This window comes from Klebsiella sp. ME-303 (genome assembly GCF_007910085.1).
GTDB lineage: Bacteria > Pseudomonadota > Gammaproteobacteria > Enterobacterales > Enterobacteriaceae > Klebsiella > Klebsiella michiganensis.
In genome coordinates, this window is sequence record NZ_VOJB01000094.1 from 16,408 (window position 1) to 34,497 (window position 18,090).

Annotated in this window: 17 protein-coding genes; 12 read left to right on the plus strand and 5 right to left on the minus strand. The window is 57.3% G+C overall.

Annotation, left to right across the window (positions count from 1 at the left end; translation table 11 throughout):
* Nucleotides 1-128 precede the first annotated feature (128 nt).
* The 4 genes from FQK12_RS22550 to FQK12_RS22565 all read left to right on the plus strand — a co-directional run bounded on the left by FQK12_RS22550 (nucleotide 129) and on the right by FQK12_RS22565 (nucleotide 3,897).
* Entirely contained in the window at nucleotides 129-992 is an 864-nt protein-coding gene (locus FQK12_RS22550; RefSeq protein ID WP_014227434.1) for an AraC family transcriptional regulator, read from the plus strand.
* A gap of 205 nt (nucleotides 993-1,197) precedes the next feature.
* On the plus strand, nucleotides 1,198-1,860 hold the full coding sequence (gene fsa, locus FQK12_RS22555) for a fructose-6-phosphate aldolase (protein WP_004107558.1): 663 nt from the start codon (nucleotides 1,198-1,200) through the stop codon (nucleotides 1,858-1,860).
* 55 nt (nucleotides 1,861-1,915) lie between these two features.
* A complete protein-coding gene (locus FQK12_RS22560) occupies nucleotides 1,916-3,019 on the plus strand; it encodes a glycerol dehydrogenase (protein WP_014227433.1) in 1,104 nt (367 codons plus the stop codon).
* 128 nt (nucleotides 3,020-3,147) lie between these two features.
* Nucleotides 3,148-3,897, plus strand: a complete 750-nt coding sequence (locus FQK12_RS22565; protein ID WP_014227432.1) for a DeoR/GlpR family DNA-binding transcription regulator — start codon at nucleotides 3,148-3,150, stop codon at nucleotides 3,895-3,897.
* 122 nt (nucleotides 3,898-4,019) lie between these two features.
* On the opposite strand, the gene metF is transcribed toward FQK12_RS22565, so the two are convergent.
* A complete protein-coding gene (gene metF, locus FQK12_RS22570; RefSeq protein WP_004856019.1) occupies nucleotides 4,020-4,907 on the minus strand; it encodes a methylenetetrahydrofolate reductase in 888 nt (295 codons plus the stop codon).
* Nucleotides 4,908-5,073: 166 nt separating this feature from the next.
* Nucleotides 5,074-5,979, minus strand: coding sequence for a LysR family transcriptional regulator (locus FQK12_RS22575; RefSeq protein WP_014227431.1), 906 nt, complete (start codon nucleotides 5,977-5,979; stop codon nucleotides 5,074-5,076).
* Nucleotides 5,980-6,069: 90 nt separating this feature from the next.
* On the opposite strand from FQK12_RS22575, the gene FQK12_RS22580 reads away from it, so the two are divergent.
* A complete protein-coding gene (locus FQK12_RS22580; protein WP_004856015.1) occupies nucleotides 6,070-6,441 on the plus strand; it encodes a carboxymuconolactone decarboxylase family protein in 372 nt (123 codons plus the stop codon).
* A 39-nt stretch (nucleotides 6,442-6,480) separates the two neighbouring features.
* Here FQK12_RS22580 and FQK12_RS22585 read toward each other — a convergent pair whose 3' ends face one another.
* Together FQK12_RS22585 and metB are read right to left on the minus strand one after the other, a co-directional pair.
* Entirely contained in the window at nucleotides 6,481-8,913 is a 2,433-nt protein-coding gene (locus FQK12_RS22585) for a bifunctional aspartate kinase/homoserine dehydrogenase II (protein WP_014227430.1), read from the minus strand.
* 2 nt (nucleotides 8,914-8,915) lie between these two features.
* Entirely contained in the window at nucleotides 8,916-10,076 is a 1,161-nt protein-coding gene (metB, locus tag FQK12_RS22590) for a cystathionine gamma-synthase (RefSeq protein WP_014227429.1), read from the minus strand.
* 266 nt (nucleotides 10,077-10,342) lie between these two features.
* Here metB and metJ point away from each other — a divergent pair, with 266 nt between their 5' ends.
* Nucleotides 10,343-10,660, plus strand: coding sequence for a met regulon transcriptional regulator MetJ (metJ, locus tag FQK12_RS22595; RefSeq protein WP_004107547.1), 318 nt, complete (start codon nucleotides 10,343-10,345; stop codon nucleotides 10,658-10,660).
* 97 nt (nucleotides 10,661-10,757) lie between these two features.
* Here metJ and rpmE read toward each other — a convergent pair whose 3' ends face one another.
* Nucleotides 10,758-10,973 carry a 50S ribosomal protein L31 gene (gene rpmE, locus FQK12_RS22600; protein ID WP_004107543.1) on the minus strand — a complete coding sequence of 72 codons (216 nt, stop codon included), beginning with the start codon at nucleotides 10,971-10,973 and terminating at the stop codon, nucleotides 10,758-10,760.
* A gap of 230 nt (nucleotides 10,974-11,203) precedes the next feature.
* Here rpmE and priA point away from each other — a divergent pair, with 230 nt between their 5' ends.
* The 6 genes from priA to menA form a co-directional block, all read left to right on the plus strand.
* Nucleotides 11,204-13,399 (plus strand): primosomal protein N', encoded by a 2,196-nt coding sequence (priA, locus tag FQK12_RS22605; RefSeq protein WP_014227428.1) that lies wholly within the window; start codon nucleotides 11,204-11,206, stop codon nucleotides 13,397-13,399.
* Nucleotides 13,400-13,549: 150 nt separating this feature from the next.
* Complete coding sequence (cytR, locus tag FQK12_RS22610) at nucleotides 13,550-14,578, plus strand: DNA-binding transcriptional regulator CytR (RefSeq protein WP_004856005.1); 1,029 nt, start codon at nucleotides 13,550-13,552, stop codon at nucleotides 14,576-14,578.
* 91 nt (nucleotides 14,579-14,669) lie between these two features.
* Entirely contained in the window at nucleotides 14,670-15,638 is a 969-nt protein-coding gene (gene ftsN, locus FQK12_RS22615) for a cell division protein FtsN (protein ID WP_071846047.1), read from the plus strand.
* A gap of 90 nt (nucleotides 15,639-15,728) precedes the next feature.
* Nucleotides 15,729-16,259, plus strand: coding sequence for an ATP-dependent protease subunit HslV (hslV, locus tag FQK12_RS22620; protein ID WP_004107530.1), 531 nt, complete (start codon nucleotides 15,729-15,731; stop codon nucleotides 16,257-16,259).
* Between the two features lie 9 nt (nucleotides 16,260-16,268).
* Nucleotides 16,269-17,603, plus strand: coding sequence for an HslU--HslV peptidase ATPase subunit (gene hslU / locus FQK12_RS22625; RefSeq protein ID WP_004127247.1), 1,335 nt, complete (start codon nucleotides 16,269-16,271; stop codon nucleotides 17,601-17,603).
* Nucleotides 17,604-17,793: 190 nt separating this feature from the next.
* Nucleotides 17,794-18,090, plus strand: a 297-nt coding sequence (gene menA, locus FQK12_RS27755; protein WP_261393146.1) for a 1,4-dihydroxy-2-naphthoate octaprenyltransferase, incomplete at its 3' end; no start/stop codon positions are given.

Here is an 18,090-nt window from a genome sequence, read left to right on the forward strand (position 1 = left end):
GCAATAATATGTTACGATATAACATATCAATCAAATCTTACAACTCTCTTCGCAGAAAAATCGCGCGGCTTTTCCCTCTGCCAGTTTGTTAGGTATGATGAAACGGGATCGCGCAACGCGGAGAGAGAATGGATAGCGACATTAATCAGGCCATTGATTCTTTTATTAAAGGCCCGGCGGTAATCGGCAAAGTCCACTTTTCCACAGAATCCAGGCCGGCTTCTGAGAAAGCGCTAAGCGTCGATTTTCCGCGCCTCGAAATCATGCTTGCGGGCCAGCTTCGCGATCCGGCGATTAAGGCCGACCAGGCGCAGCTGACGCCGCACGATGTGCTGTACGTCCCCGCAGGCGGATGGAATGACCCGCAGTGGCTGATGCCCTCCACGCTGTTAACTGTCTTGTTTGGTAAGCAGCAGCTGGAATTCGTCCTACGCCACTGGGACGGCAGCGCGCTTAACGTGCTGGATAAACAGCAGGTTCCTCGCCGCGGCCCCCGGGTTGGATCGTTTCTGCTGCAGGCGCTGAATGAAATGCAGATGCAGCCGCAGGAACAGCACACGGCCCGCTGTATTGTCACCAGCCTGCTCAGCCACTGTGCCGATCTGCTGGGCAGCCAGGTACAAACGTCATCGCGCAGCCAGGCGCTTTTTGAAGCGATTCGTAAACATATTGATACCCATTTTGCCGACCCGTTAACCCGCGAGTCGGTGGCGCAGGCGTTTTATCTCTCACCAAACTATCTTTCCCATTTGTTCCAGAAATGCGGGCCAATGGGCTTTAACGAATACCTGAATCACATCCGTCTGGAGCAGGCCAGAATGCTGTTAAAAGGCCACGATATGAAAGTGAAAGATATCGCCCACGCCTGTGGTTTCGCCGACAGCAACTACTTCTGCCGCCTGTTTCGCAAAAACACCGAGCGCTCGCCGTCGGAGTATCGCCGTCAGTATCACAGCCAGCTGACGGAAAAAACGGCTTCGCTAAAAAACTAGATTTTTGTGTGTTAAACCTGACTTTTGTGCGTTCTTGTTTTCCCATTTTAATCCGGGTTGCGGGATAAATGTGATCTAAATCATCCTTAACCGCAATGCGTACATTTATCCAGTTTTTGGCAAATTTGTCATCTGGCGACCCTTCGCGTGAAAGCCGTATTCTTTCCTCAACGACACTACCGAATTAAGCATTGAGGAAAGCATCATGGAACTCTATCTGGACACCGCAAACGTAGCAGAAGTTGAACGCCTGGCGCGCATCTACCCGCTGGCAGGCGTGACCACCAACCCGAGCATTATCGCAGCCGGTAAAACGCCGGTTTGGGATGTTCTTCCGCGCCTGCAAAAAGCCGTCGGTCCGGAAGGTATTCTGTTCGCCCAGACCATGAGCCGCGACGCGCAGGGCATGGTGGAAGAAGCCAAACGCCTGAGCAACGCCGTCCCCGGTATCGTGGTAAAAATCCCGGTCACCGCCGAAGGCCTTGCCGCTATCAAGCTGTTGAAAAAAGAAGGTATCCCCACGCTGGGTACAGCGGTATACAGCGCATCTCAGGGCCTGCTGGCCGCGCTGGCCGGGGCAAAATATGTGGCGCCGTACGTCAACCGCGTCGACGCCCAGGGCGGTGACGGCATCCGCATGGTCCAGGAGCTACAGTCCCTGCTGGAGCTGCATGCGCCGGAAAGCAAAGTGCTGGCCGCCAGCTTTAAGACGCCGCGCCAGGCGCTGGATTGCCTGTTAGCAGGCTGCGAAGCGATCACCCTTCCGTTAGATGTAGCGCAACAAATGCTCGGTACCCCTGCGGTAGAGTCAGCTATTGAGAAGTTTGAGCAGGACTGGAATAACGCCTTTGGAACGCTAAACCTGTAACCCGATCGGCGAGCTGCCCAGAGGGTGGCATCACGGTCATCCAGGAGGAATAGAAATGGATCGCATTATTCAATCACCCGGTAAGTACATTCAGGGCGCGGACGTCATTACCCGCCTTGGTGGATACCTAAAGCCGCTGGCAGAACGCTGGCTCATCGTGGGCGATAAATTCGTACTCGGTTTTGCCGAAGAAAAACTGCGTAAAAGCCTGGCGGATGCGGGGCTGGCTGGCGAAATCGCACCGTTTGGCGGCGAATGCTCACATAACGAAATCAACCGCTTGCGTGATATTGCCGGTTCCGCCCGCTGCACCGCCGTGCTGGGTATCGGCGGCGGCAAGACGCTGGATACCGCAAAAGCATTAGCACACTTTATGAATCTGCCGGTGGTTATTGCCCCGACGATTGCCTCCACCGACGCGCCGTGCAGCGCGCTCTCGGTCATCTATACCGATGACGGCGAGTTTGATAGCTACCTGATGCTGCCGCGCAACCCGAACATGGTCATTGTCGATACGCAAATCGTTGCTGGCGCCCCGGCGCGCCTGCTGGCAGCCGGTATCGGTGATGCGCTGGCGACCTGGTTTGAAGCGCGTGCCTGCTCCCGCAGCGGCGCGACCACCATGGCGGGCGGAAAATGCACCCAGGCGGCGCTGGCGCTGGCTGAACTGTGCTACAACACGCTGGTTGAAGAGGGCGAAAAAGCGATGCTGGCGGCGGAGCAGCACGTGGTGACGCCGGCGCTGGAACGGGTGATTGAAGCCAACACCTATCTGAGCGGCGTCGGCTTTGAAAGCGGCGGCCTGGCGGCTGCGCACGCTATCCATAACGGTCTGACCGCTATTCCGGACGCTCACCACTACTATCATGGTGAAAAAGTGGCTTTCGGTACGCTTACGCAGCTGGTACTGGAAAACGCGCCGGTGGAAGAGATCGAAACCGTAGCGGCGCTGTGCCATAGCGTCGGGCTGCCTATCACCCTGGCGCAGCTGGATATTAAAGTCGATATCCCGGGCAAAATGCGTACCGTGGCGGAAGCCGCCTGCGCGGAAGGTGAAACCATCCACAATATGCCCGGCGGCGCGACGCCGGATCAGGTCTATGCCGCGCTTCTGGTGGCCGACCAGTACGGTCAACGCTTCCTGCAAGAGTGGGAATAACCCCTCGCGACATACCCGCCAGCAGGCGGGTATGTTCTTTTCGCCCACCATTGCCCGCCAAAACGATGTATTTTATAGTGCGATTTTCCTTTGGGTGAATCGTAGATATGCAGTCATCAAATCGAAGAATGAGCATTTACGCCATTTTGCAACAGGACAAAAAAGTCGTCGTCAATGACCTCGCCGAAAAGTTCGGCGTCACCAAAATGACCATCCGTCGCGATCTCTCTTTCTTTGAAAAACAAGGCATTGTAAAAACAACCTACGGTGGAGCCTACTTAACCCGCGGCGCCAGCGTCGAGCCCGGCTTTCAGCTGCAATCGATACAAATGGCCGATGATAAGCACCTGATTGGCCAGAAAGCCGCCGAGCAGGTTGAAGATGGCGACACGATTATTATCGACTGCGGCACCACGCCGTTGGCGCTCGCTCATTTTATTTTCGATAAGAAAATCATGGTGATAACCAACTCCATTCCGGTGGTTAATCTCCTGAAAGGAAGAAAAAATATCAAGTTGATCGTCGCGCCCGGTGAATATGAAGACGCCAGCCAGGGAATGGTCTCTTTCAGTACCGCCGACTTCTTTCGTCATATCCACGCCGACAAAGTCTTCCTCAGCACTCAGGGCGTCAACGATCTTGGAGAGCTGACGGTTCCTGAAATGACCGATGCCCACGTCAAACAAGCGCTGATGCGCGCCGGGCGGCAAAAAATCCTGCTGGCGGACAGCAGTAAATTTGGTCAAACGTTCCTTGCAGGCCATGCCCGCCTGGCAGACCTTGACCTCGTTATCAGCCAGACCGGCCTCTCCCCCGATATCCTCTCTCTGATGCAAACGCAAAACGTACCGCTGCTGCTGGCGGATAGTCACCTCTGATGGCGCAGGCGCCCCGTTTTACCGCCAGAAAAGATGTTTTAAGGAAATAACCAGAACAAGCGGCGCCGAAGATGTTTTGACGCCGCAGAGAGAAGAGAAGGACGGGGAAATCTGAAGCCTGCTTACGCCGGGCGCACGCCTAAAGTGTGGCAAATCGCGTAGCTCATTTCCGCGCGGTTCAGGGTATAGAAATGGAAATCCTTCACCCCTTCGCGGCTGAGAATCTTCACCATATCCATAGCGATGTTCGCCCCCACCAGCTGGCGGGTTTCGGCGTCATTGTCCAGACCTTCGAACATTTTCGCCATCCACGTCGGGATACGCACGTTGGTCATATCGGCAAATTTTTTCGCCTGCCTGAAGTTAGAGACCGGCAGAATGCCCGGAATAATTTCGACGTCGATACCCGCAGAGACGCAGCGGTCGCGAAAACGCAGGTAGCTTTCAACATCAAAGAAAAACTGGGTAATCGCGCGATTTGCTCCGGCTTCGACCTTGCGCTTCAGGTTAAGCAGATCGGCCTGCGCGCTTTTGGCTTCCGGATGGACTTCCGGATAAGCCGCAACGGAAATATCAAAGTCCCCGACCTCTTTCAGCAGAGTCACCAGGTCGGCCGCGTACATATCCGGCTTACCGCTGCCAGGCGGCAGGTCGCCACGCAGCGCAACGATATGGCGAATTCCGCTATCCCAGTAATCTTTAGCAATGGTACGCAGCTCATCGCGGCTGGCATCGATACAGGTCAGATGCGGGGCGGCTTCCAGACCGGTACGCTCTTTAATACCTTTGATAATGCTATGGGTGCGGTCACGTTCACCGGAGTTAGCGCCGTAGGTCACGGAGACAAACTTCGGCTTCAGGCTGCTCAGGCGATCGATGGATTTCCAGAGGGTTTGCTCCATTTCACTGGTACGCGGCGGAAAGAATTCAAAGGAGACGTTAATCTGGCCCTGCACTTCCGCCAGGCTCTGATTCAGGGCTTCCCGCTGATTGGCGTGAAAAAAGCTCATACCTTACCTCATCAATCGCATTTTATTGTTTGTTGTGTCGCGAACTTCTATACGTTTAGACGTCCAGATGTAAAAATGACGGAAAAGGGCATCCGCGTCAATAGAAAAATCAGCGTAAACAGTGAGGAATATTCAGCCAGGATGAAATTAATTCATCTCTTTTTCGCTAAGGCAATGATTTTTCAACGACTGCTGTTACCCTTTCCCGGACCCTCTCATTTGCGGGCAGCGTCACCATTCCCAGCCTAAGCGGAAGCTGCTGGCTGGCATCCTGCAAAGGACAAAAGACGACCCCCTGCCGCTGAATCGCGGAAAAAGAGGCCGGCAGGAGGATCAGGCCTTCTCCGCGCGCAATCCGCGCCAGCAGAACATCATGCTCGGCAGGCTCCTCCACGTAGGTGGGCACATAGCCTGCCCGGTCAAAAATACGTCGCGTATAGTCAAAAAAATCGGGATTACGCTCGCGTGGAAACCAGAACAGCGGCCGATGATTGAGTGCGCTTAACGTCAGCTCCGCCCTGGCGGCCTCCGGCCAGGATGCGGGTAGCGCCGCGATAAGCGGCTCGCCATACGGCAACGGATGCAGGTGAAGCCCCTCGGTATTCAGCGGCAGCGCCACCAGCGCCGCATCGAGCTTGCCCTTTCGCACCAGTTGGGCCAACGCCGGTGATGACTGACGAGTGATGTGCAATGCGCCGGTGTACTCACCCAGAGCGGATTCCGCGGCGGCGAAAACGCCTTGCTCAAAGGCGGTGGTCAACCCCAGACGCAGAGGCTGCTGCGCGGGCGCAGAGAGCTGGCTCAACGCCGCCAGGGTGCGATCCTGAAGCGCCAGCAGAGGCCGAATGATATCCAGCACCCGTCTTCCCTCGTCGGTAAGGATCAGACCTTTGGTATGCCGCAAGAATAGCGTTACCCCCAGCTGCGTTTCCAGATGGCGAATATGACGGCTCAGCGGCGGCTGCGAAATAAATAGCCGCTGCGCGGCCCGGCTGATGTTATTTTCCTCCGCCACCACCGCAAAGTAGCGCAGCAGGCGAATATCCAGAGTGTGTAAACGTGAATTTGTCATACTGAAAAGGTATCACGAAAAGGGTATTACTCAAGTCAGGAAAACTTCCCTAACCTTCCTCATTACGCATCATCACACTGAGGAAAAGCCATGACCAGCGAACGTTATACCATCGGACGAGAAATGCTACAGCGCGTGGACGGCAAAGGCGGCGACGCCGTCGTCAACAGCCTGAAGGATATCGCCCCCGATTTTGCCCGCTATCTGATTGAGTTCCCCTTCGGCGATATTTACGCCAGGCCAGGGCTCGATTTACGCAGCCGTGAAATTGCCACTATCGCCGCGCTCACGGCGCTCGGCAATGCCGCGCCGCAGCTAAAAGTGCATATTGCCGCCGGGTTAAATGTCGGGCTGACGCAGGAAGAGATTACGGAAGTGATCATGCAGATGGCGGTCTATGCCGGATTCCCGGCGGCCCTGAATGGCCTGTTTGCCGCCAAAGAAGTCTTCGCGGCGCACTAAGGTGAAAAGACCAGGCGTTGCCTGGTCTTTGACTTATGGCTACAGCAGCTGCGCCAGACGGTTGATATCCGACTGAATCGCCCCGGCGGTCACATCGCGACCGGCGCCCGGACCGCGGATCACCAGCGGGTTATCGCGATACCAGCGGCTCTCGATAGCAAAGACGTTATCACACGGCAGCAGCGCCGCCAGCGGGTGCTCTTCGCGCACCGCTTCCACGCCGACGCGGGCTTTACCGTTAGCATCAAAGCGCGCGACGTAGCGCAGCACCAGGCCCATCTCGCGCGCCGCTTCCAGACGCTGCAGCATCTGCTCGTTCAGCGCTTCGCCGTTCTCAAAGAAGTGATCGACAGACCCCTCTTCGCAGTGGGCGGGCACCAGCGACTCAACGCGCACCTGATCCGGCTCGATGTTGTAACCCGCCTCACGGGCCAGGATCACCAGCTTACGCATAACGTCTTTCCCGGAGAGATCGACGCGCGGGTCCGGTTCCGTCAGCCCCTGCTGCCAGGCCTGATCGACGAGGTCTGTAAACGGCACGGTGCCGTCAAACTGCAGGAACAGCCATGAGAGGGTGCCGGAGAAAATACCGCTCAGCGCCAGAATGGTATCGCCGCTATCAATCAAATCGCGCACCGTATGGTTGACCGGTAAACCGGCGCCGACGGTGGCGTTGTACAGCCAGTGGCGCCCGGTCTTCTCGAACGCGTCGTGGATCTGGCGATACTTACTGCTGCTGCTGGCGCCAGCCAGCTTATTCGCGCTGATAACGTGGAAACCATGGCTGGCGAAATCGAGGTACTGGTCGGCCAGCTGCGCGCTGGCGGTTACGTCCAGCACCACTAAATCATCGTACGGATGCGCGCGCATCCACAGGAACAGCGACTCTTCATCCTGCTCAACGGCCTCATCATTAAAGAAAGCCAGCGCGCGACTGGCGTCAAGGCCTTCGTAATTAAGCAGGCTACGGCGACTATCCACGACCCCGGCAAGGATGAATTCAAACCCGGTGCGGGCGGAAAGCGTGGTCTGCTCGCGAGCGAACAGCTCCAGCCAGCGGGACCCGATATTACCTTTGCCAAACAGCACCAGGCCAATGCGTTTTTCCGCGCGGAACAACGACTGATGCAGCCCCTGAATAAGACTTTCCGTCGGCCCGGCGCGCAGCACCGCGACCAGGCTGATGCCCTCTTCTGATTGCCAGGTAAACTCTACCGGCTGACCCTTCAGCTGCTGCCAGAAACGGTGGCAGTGCAGCGGATTGCGGGTCACGCCAGCGCCAACCATCGCCACCAGCGCCAGTTTCTGACGCAGGCGCAGCTCGCCCGGCAGCCCCGCTTCGTCCAGCAGCTTCAGCGCGCTGTCGGCCACTTCAGAGGTGTAGCAGAACTGCAGCAGCTTACGGTCGGCGTGTACGCCAACCGCCAGCGGACGCAGCTGGGCGCGTTTTAAGATAGCGTCCAGCTCTTTATGCGCCAGTTTGAAATCCTGGCCGCCGGGTACCTGGAACTCAATCAGGCAGACATCATCATGGCTGGTCACGATACGCGCCCCGGTACCGGAAGCCAGCACGCGTTCGATGCGCGTTGAGCCCTGATCCGGGGTGTAGCTACAGCGTAATTGTAAATCGATATCGCTGCCGGAGACCGGCTGCAGCGTACGGGCATGCAGCACCGGCGCCGCCAGGCGGGCCAGTTCGCTGGCCTCATCCAGGCGCAGCAGCGGCAGCAGGCAGGCGTCTTTCACTTTACGCGGATCCGCGCTGTAGACCCCGGCCACGTCGCTCCAGATAGTGACGCGAGACGCCCCGGCCAGGGCGCCGATTTGGGTGGCGGAATAGTCGGAACCGTTACGCCCCAGCAGGACGGTTTCCCCGGCGTTGTTACGCGAAATAAAGCCGGTCACCACCAGACGCTTGTTCGGGTGCTGCGCTATCAGCTGCTGCAAAAGCGGATAGGATAAACCTTCATCCACCTGCGGCTGCGCGGAGCGCTCGGCGCGCAGGAAGCTACGCGCATCCAGCCAGGCGGCTTCTACGCCAAGATGGTTCAGCACCGCCGCCATCAGGCGGGCCGACCAGACTTCGCCGTGACCGACGACTTCGGCGTATACCGCGTCGGTGACGCCGCCGTCAAGCAACCCGGCAAGGCGCTCAAGATCCTGAATAAAGATGGCAATCAGCGTGTCGGCAGCGTCTGGTGACAGCAGTCCGGAGATGAGCTCCATCTGATAACGACGGAGCGATTGTTGCACCTGATGCGCAGAAAGGCGATCGGTCTGGCTGAGCTTCAGCCAGCTGATCAACTGGTTGGTGGTACTGCCGGCGGCAGAGACGACCATCATGTCGCCCGCCTGCGAATACTCCGTCATAATACCCGCGACGCGCAGGTAACATTTCGCATCCGCTAAACTACTCCCACCAAATTTGTGCAGCTGACGACCCTTCGCCCCTGCCTGCGCAATCACACTCATGTTTATTCCTCGTTTGCTGCCCGGAAGCCATTTTCCAGGTCGGCAATTAAATCTTCACCATCTTCAATACCGGTCGAAATACGCAGAAGCGTTTCTGAGATCCCGGCGGCCGCACGCGCCTCAGGCGCCATGCCCGCATGGGTCATCGTCGCTGCGTGGGAAATCAGACTTTCCACGCCGCCCAGCGATTCCGCCAGCGTAAACAGCGATAACCCGCTCAGGAAACGACGCAGCGTCTGCTCATCGCCATCCAGTTCGAAGCTTAACATCGCCCCAAAACCTTTTTGCTGACGCGCCGCAATCTCATGCCCCTGGTTTTCCGGCAGGGACGGATGGTACAGTTTTTTCACCAGCGGCTGGGATTTCAGATAGTCGACAATCGCCAGCGCGTTACGCTGCGCCACTTCCATACGCGGAGAGAGCGTACGTAAGCCGCGCAGCAGCAGATAGCTATCAAACGCTCCGCCGGTGACGCCGATATTATTCGCCCACCATGCCAGTTCGGTGACGGTCGCCGGATCTTTAGCGATCACCACCCCGGCCACGACGTCAGAGTGGCCGTTCAAATATTTAGTGCACGAATGCAACACCAGATCGGCGCCCAGCGCCAGCGGATTCTGCAAAGCCGGGCTCAGGAAGGTGTTATCAACCACGCTGACCGCTCCGGCCTCACGCGCCAGACCGCAGATTTTCGCAATATCCACAACTCTCAGCAATGGATTACTTGGGCTTTCGACCAGAACCAGCTTCGGTTTTTCCGCCAGCGCGGCGCTCAGCGCCTGCTCGTCGTTTTGATCGACAAACAGCACGCGATAGCAGCCGCGCTTCGCCAGGCTGTCAAACAGGCGGTAGCTGCCGCCGTAGCAGTCGTGCGGCGCCACCAGCAGATCGCCCGGTTTCAGAAATACGGTGGTGACCAGCAAAATGGCCGACATGCCGGTATTGGTCAGAACCGCCCCCGCGCCGCCCTCCAGCTCCGCCAGCGCACGCTGCACCACATCACGGGTCGGGTTACCGCGACGAGAGTAGTCGTGGGCGCGAGGTTCGTTAAATCCGGTGAAATTATAGGTGCTGGAGAGATGAATGGGCGGGACAACGCAACCGTACTGCTCGTCGTCATTTAAACCGCTACGCACTGCGATGGTGGCCTGTTTACGCGTCATGTTGGGGAGTTCCTGGGCTGAGTCGGTGAAAAGTCAGGCTTCAGAGTAATCATTGTTATAATAGACGTCAATACATCTGGACATCTAAACTTCTTTGCGTATAGATTGAGCAAACTGGAAATAGCCGTTAAAATTATATGCATTAGCGCACATCCGTAGCGGCTTGTTTGGTGCCAGACGCGCCCCTCTACGGTAAACTACGCGCAATTATGGCCAGGACTCGCGTTCAGGCCCTTAACTAATGAATAGAGGATTAAAGGTAACTCATGGCTGAATGGAGCGGCGAATATATCAGCCCATACGCTGAGCACGGTAAGAAGAGTGAGCAAGTAAAAAAAATTACGGTTTCCATTCCTCTGAAGGTGTTAAAAATCCTCACCGATGAACGCACGCGTCGTCAGGTGAATAACCTGCGGCACGCGACTAACAGCGAACTGCTGTGCGAAGCGTTCCTGCATGCCTTTACCGGTCAACCGTTGCCTAACGATGAAGACCTGCGTAAAGAGCGCAGCGATGAAATCCCGGAAGCGGCGAAAGAGATTATGCGCGAACTGGGCATCGACCCGGATACGTGGGAATACTAAAACCATAAAAAAGGGCAGAAGAAATCTTCTGCCCTTTTTTCTCGCGTTTAGCGCAAGAGAAACAAAAAAGCCGCCCTGAGGCGGCTTCTTCAGCAAATTACTTGCTGGTACCCGGTACGCTGAAGCGCTTGTTGAAGCGGTCAACACGGCCACCGGTAGCAACATCACGCTGTTTGCCAGTGTAGAACGGGTGGCATTTACCGCACACGTCGAGGTTCAGGTCGTGACCTACGGTAGAACGGATTTTCATGACGTTACCGCAAGAGCAGGAAGCAGTAACTTCTTCGTATTTCGGATGAATATCTTTTTTCATGGGAGAACCTCAGTTAAGGCCGCGTCGCTCTTCCAGCCCTAACGCCAGACACCACGCGATGTTAATAATTCCCGGAGCGATTACACTACCGGGTAATAGATTTTGATGTCGCACAAAGCGCATCAAAGGCGGCGAATCATACAGAATTTGACCAGCATATGCAAACTGATCCGCGAGCCCTTATCACAATGTGTATACTAACCCGCCAGATTTCAAGTCAGGAAGATTAAATGCCCGTCGCTCACGTTGCCCTGCCCGTTCCGCTGCCCCGCACTTTTGACTATTTGCTGCCTGACGGTATGCCGGTCAAAGCGGGCTGTCGCGTGCGCGTTCCGTTCGGCAAGCAGGAGCGGATAGGTATCGTAACGGCGGTCAGTGAGCGCAGCGAACTGCCGCTCGACGAACTTAAGCCGGTGGCCGAAGCCCTCGACGCCGAGCCGGTCTTCTCCGCTTCGGTCTGGCGGCTGCTGCTGTGGGCGGCGGATTACTACCATCATCCCATCGGCGATGTGCTGTTTCACGCGCTACCGATCGTGCTGCGCCAGGGGAAGCCCGCCAGCGCGGCGCCAATGTGGTACTGGTTTGCCACCGAACAGGGGCAAGCGGTTGATATCAACAGCCTTAAGCGCTCACCGAAACAGCAGCAGGCGCTGGCTGCGCTGCGTCAGGGCAAGATCTGGCGCCATCAGGTTGCCGAACTCGAATTTAACGACGCCGCCCTGCAGGCGCTGCGGGGTAAAGGCCTGGCCGAACTCGCCAGCGAAGCGCCCGCGATCGCCGACTGGCGCACGGGCTTCTCGGTACCCGGCGAGCGCCTGCGGCTCAATACCGAACAGGCCACCGCCGTGGGCGCGATTCACAGCGCCTCGGACAGCTTTTCCGCCTGGCTGCTGGCCGGGATCACCGGTTCGGGCAAAACGGAAGTGTATCTGAGCGTCCTTGAAAACGTACTGGCGCAGGGGCGCCAGGCGCTGGTGATGGTGCCGGAGATCGGCCTGACGCCGCAGACTATCGCCCGTTTCCGCCACCGCTTTAGCGCCCCGGTGGAAGTGCTGCACTCCGGACTGAACGACAGCGAACGCCTCTCCGCGTGGCTAAAAGCCAAAAACGGCGAAGCGGCGATTGTGATCGGTACCCGCTCGTCGCTATTTACCCCTTTTAAAGACCTCGGGGTCATCGTCATCGATGAAGAGCACGACAGCTCTTATAAACAGCAGGAAGGCTGGCGCTATCACGCCCGCGATCTGGCGGTCTGGCGCGCCCACAGCGAACAAATTCCAATTATCCTCGGCTCGGCGACCCCGGCGCTGGAGACGCTTCATAACGTCCGCCAGGGCAAGTATCGCCAGCTGAAGCTCACTAAACGAGCGGGCAATGCGCGCCCGGCTCAGCAGCACGTTCTGGATTTAAAGGGCCAGCAGCTGCAGGCCGGACTGTCTCCGGCGCTCATTGGCCGCATGCGCCAGCATCTGCAGGCCGATAACCAGGTGATTCTGTTTTTGAACCGCCGCGGCTTCGCGCCGGCGCTGCTGTGCCACGACTGCGGCTGGATAGCGGAGTGTCCGCGCTGCGACAGCTACTACACGCTGCACCAGGCTCAGCATCATCTGCGCTGCCACCACTGCGACAGCCAGCGCCCGATTCCGCGCCAGTGCCCCTCCTGCGGCTCAACGCATCTGGTACCGGTAGGTTTGGGGACCGAACAGCTTGAGCAGGCGCTGGGACCGCTGTTTCCCGCTATCCCGATTTCCCGTATCGACCGGGATACCACCAGCCGCAAAGGCGCGCTTGAGCAATATCTTGCCGACGTCAATCGCGGCGGCGCGCGCATTCTTATCGGCACCCAAATGCTGGCGAAGGGGCACCACTTCCCGGATGTCACCCTGGTTTCCCTGCTGGACGTTGACGGCGCGCTGTTTTCCGCCGATTTCCGCTCGGCGGAGCGCTTCGCTCAGCTCTACACGCAGGTTTCAGGCCGCGCAGGCCGGGCGGGCAAACAGGGCGAGGTGATCCTGCAGACCCACCACCCGGAACACCCGCTGTTGCAAACGCTGCTTTATAAAGGATACGACGCGTTTGCCGAGCAGGCGCTGGCGGAACGGCAAAGCATGCAGCTGCCGCCGTGGACCAGCCACGTGCTGATTCGCGCCGAGGATCATAACAACCAGCAGGCGCCGCTTTTTTTACAACAGCTGCGCAACCTGCTGCAGGCCAGCCCGCTGGCCGATAAGAAACTGTGGGTGCTCGGGCCGGTTCCGGCGCTGGCGCCAAAGCGTGGCGGCCGCTGGCGCTGGCAAATTCTCCTCCAGCATCCGTCGCGCGTTCAGCTACAGCATATCGTCAGCGGAACGCTGGCGTTGATTAACACGCTGCCGGAAGCGCGAAAAGTGAAATGGGTTCTGGACGTCGATCCTATTGAAGGTTAAGGCTTCTCTTGCGAGGCGGATCGAAAAATTCAACCATCGTCACGTTTTTCATGAAAATTCTGTAACTCTCTGGATGTACTATCTGTTAAAAATGTTGCTGATGTCAGAACGCCAGGGATGTGTCTGCGCCAGTCAGCGAGGAGAAATCAGGTGAAGCCCAAAAAACAGGTCGTTGCCGCCACTATGAAAGACGTTGCCCAAAAGGCAAACGTTTCCACGGCAACCGTATCCCGAGCGTTAATGAATCCCGATAAGGTTTCGCAGAGCACCCGTAACCGGGTCGAGCAGGCCGCGCTGGAAGTCGGCTATTTACCGCAATCGCTCGGGCGCAATATGAAGCGCAACGAGTCACGCACCATTCTGGTGATTGTGCCGGATATCTGCGACCCCTTTTTCAGCGAGATTATTCGCGGTATTGAAGTCACCGCGGCGGAACAGGAGTACCTGGTGCTGATTGGCGATTGCGCCCACCAGAACCGTCAGGAAAAGACCTTTATCGACCTGATCATTACCAAGCAGATCGACGGTATGCTGCTGCTTGGCTCCCGTTTGCCCTTCGATGCGGGCGTAGAGGAGCAGCGCAATCTGCCGCCGATGGTCATGGCCAATGAATTCGCTCCCGAGCTTGAGCTGCCGACGGTGCATATCGATAACCTCACCGCCGCCTTTAACGCCGTTAACTATCTGCACGAGCTGGGGCATCGCCGCATCGGCTGTATCGCCGGCCCGGAAGAGATGCCGCTGTGCCATTATCGCCTGCAGGGCTATGTCCAGGCGCTGCGTCGTAGCGGGATAACCGTCGATCCGCACTATATCGCCCGCGGCAATTTTACCTATGAAGCCGGCGCCAACGCCCTCGAACAGCTGCTGGCGCTGCCGGTACCGCCGACGGCTGTTTTCTGCCATAGCGATATTATGGCGCTGGGGGCATTATCGCTGGCGAAACGTCGCGGCCTGAAAGTTCCTGAAGATCTGTCTATTATTGGTTTCGATAACATCTCTTTGTCTGAATTTTGCGATCCGCCATTGACGACCGTCGCGCAACCACGTTTTGATATTGGCCGCGAAGCGATGCTGCTTTTATTGGATCAACTGCACGGTCACAGCGTCAGCAGCGGTTCACGATTACTCGACTGCGAGCTTATCGTTCGCGGCAGTACGCGAAAAATCCGAACATAACCTTCAGGCTTTCGGGCCTGCCCTTCTGGTCAAAGGCCCGCCGCTTAAGTAACATGGCGGGCTGAAAAACGAATAAGACAGCGAAACGATAGTGGCACAACGAGATTATGTACGCCGCAGCCAACCGGCTTCTTCGCGGCGCAAAAAGAGCAATACCCGAAGCTCAAGGAACAAGCAAGGCGGCCTTTCGGCGGTTTCACCGACTATGGTGGCGATCGCTGCGGCAGTGCTGGTGGCCTTTATCGGTGGACTGTACTTCATCACGCACCACAAGAAAGAAGAGGCTGAAGCGCTGCAAAATCGCCAGGCCGCTGGCAACGGCCTCCCGCCGAAGCCGGAAGAGCGCTGGCGCTATATTAAAGAGCTGGAGAGCCGTCAGCCCGGCGTTCGTGCGCCTACGGAACCCACGGCAGGCGGCGAAGTCATGAAGCCGGAGCAGCTGACGGACGAGCAGCGCCAGCTGTTGGCGCAAATGCAGGCCGATATGCGTCAGCAGCCTACGCAGCTGACCGAAGTGCCGTGGAATGAACAAACCCCGGCGCAGCGCCAGCAGACCCTGCAGCGTCAGCGTTTAGTTCAGCAGCAGCAGCTCGCGCAGGTGCAGCAGCAGACACAGACGCAGGTACAGCAACCGCGAACCCAGCCGCGGGCCGTCGAGCAGCCGAAACCGGTGCAGCAGCCGCCGAAGCAAACGGCGTCGAACCAGCAGCCGTATCAGGATCTGCTGCAAACGCCGGCGCATACCAGTACCGCGCAGCCTAAAACCCAGGCCGCCGCGCCGGTAACCCGCGTTGAAGAGGCGCCAAAAACCGCCGCCGCGGAGAAAAAAGACGATCGCAGCTGGATGATCCAGTGCGGCTCCTTTAAAGGCGCTGAGCAGGCGGAAACCGTACGCGCGCAGCTGGCGTTTGAAGGCTTCGCCTCGCACATCACCACCAATAACGGCTGGAACCGCGTGGTAATTGGGCCGCTGAAAGGCAAAGAAAACGCCAGCAATATGATTGAACGGCTGAAAATGGCCGGACACGCAAACTGCATTCGTCTCGCCGCCAGGGGTTGAAACCCTCAAAATCCCCCCCATCTATAATTGCATTCTGCCCCGCGTAACCGCGGGGCCCCTATTCCGCTTTTGCAACCAAGGGGTCTGCTCGTGACTACAATTGTAAGTGTTCGCCGTAACGGCCATGTCGTTATTGCCGGTGATGGCCAGGCCACGCTGGGCAACACCGTAATGAAAGGCAACGTCAAAAAAGTGCGCCGCCTGTACAACGACAAAGTGATCGCCGGCTTTGCGGGCGGCACCGCTGACGCCTTCACGCTGTTCGAACTGTTTGAACGTAAGCTGGAAATGCATCAGGGCCACCTGGTAAAGGCCGCCGTTGAGCTGGCGAAAGACTGGCGTACCGACCGCATGCTGCGCAAGCTGGAAGCGCTGCTGGCCGTGGCTGACGAAAACGCATCGCTTATCATCACCGGTAACGGTGACGTGGTGCAGCCAGAAAACGATTTGATTGCTATCGGCTCCGGCGGTCCTTACGCCCAGGCCGCGGCTCGCGCCCTGCTGGAAAATACCGATATGGGCGCACGCGATATCGCAGAGAAAGCGTTGAATATTGCAGGTGATATCTGCATTTATACCAACCACTTCCATACCATCGAAGAATTACCGTCTAAAGCGTAAGGATCTCCCATGTCTGAAATGACCCCACGCGAAATTGTCAGCGAACTGGACAAACACATTATCGGCCAGGACGCAGCCAAGCGCTCCGTCGCCATCGCTCTGCGTAACCGCTGGCGTCGTATGCAGCTCAACGAAGAGCTGCGTCACGAAGTCACGCCTAAAAACATTCTGATGATCGGCCCGACCGGCGTCGGTAAAACGGAAATCGCCCGTCGTCTGGCAAAGCTTGCCAACGCGCCGTTCATCAAAGTTGAAGCGACGAAATTCACCGAAGTGGGCTATGTTGGTAAAGAAGTGGACTCCATCATCCGCGATCTGACCGATGCGGCGATCAAAATGGTGCGCATGCAGTCCATCGACAAAAACCGCTATCGTGCGGAAGAACTGGCGGAAGAGCGCATCCTTGACGTGCTGATCCCGCCGGCGAAAAACAACTGGGGCCAGGCTGAACAGCCTCAGGAACCGTCCGCCGCGCGTCAGTCTTTCCGTAAAAAACTGCGCGAAGGTCAGCTCGATGATAAAGAGATTGAGATCGATCTCGCTGCTGCGCCGATGGGCGTTGAAATCATGTCCCCTCCGGGCATGGAAGAGATGACCAGCCAGCTGCAGTCCATGTTCCAGAACCTGGGCGGCCAGAAGCAAAAACCGCGTAAGCTGAAAATTAAAGACGCGATGAAGCTGCTGATTGAAGAAGAAGCGGCGAAGCTGGTCAACCCGGAAGAGCTGAAGCAGGATGCCATCGACGCCGTTGAGCAGCACGGTATCGTGTTTATCGACGAAATCGATAAAATCTGTAAGCGCGGCGGCAACTCCTCCGGCCCGGACGTATCCCGCGAAGGCGTACAGCGCGATCTGCTGCCGCTGGTTGAAGGCTGCACCGTCTCCACCAAGCACGGCATGGTGAAAACCGATCATATTCTGTTTATCGCTTCCGGCGCGTTCCAGGTAGCCAGCCCGTCTGACTTAATCCCGGAGCTGCAGGGTCGTCTGCCGATTCGCGTTGAGCTGAAAGCGCTCACCACCCACGACTTCGAGCGCATCCTGACCGAGCCGAACGCGTCCATCACCGTGCAGTATAAAGCGCTGATGGCCACCGAAGGCGTCAATATCGAGTTCACGGAAGATGGCATCAAGCGTATCGCTCAGGCCGCGTGGCAGGTCAACGAGACCACCGAGAACATCGGTGCGCGTCGTCTGCATACCGTACTGGAGCGTCTGATCGAAGACATCTCCTACGATGCCAGCGAAATGAATGGCCAAACCGTCACCATCGATGCGGAATATGTCGGTAAGCATCTGGATGTTCTGGTGGCAGATGAAGACCTGAGCCGTTTTATCTTATAATCCGGTTCAATATATTTTCATCACTATAGATGGGGCTATAGATACCCTAAATAATTCGAGTTGTGGGAAGGCAGCCGTTGGCTGAGGGCCCTCATTTATCCCGGCAGTGCCTGGGGTGAATGCGCGTCGCCAACGCATCTGCAGCTTGAAGTATGAAGGGTAGAGCCCCATTTTTTATTGGCCGGGACTTATGACCGAACACGCTATCACTCGCACCCAGGCCTGGCTGGAAAGCCTGCGCCCCAAAACGTTACCTCTGGCCTTTGCCGCCATTATTGTCGGCTCCGCGCTTGCCTGGCATCAGGGCAGCTTCGATCCCTGGGTTGCCCTGCTGGCCATCATCACCGCCGGTTTATTACAAATCCTCTCCAATCTGGCCAATGATTATGGCGACGCGGTAAAAGGCAGCGATAAGCCCGACCGTATCGGCCCCCTTCGCGGCATGCAGAAAGGGGCAATTACCCAGGCGCAGATGAAACGCGCGTTG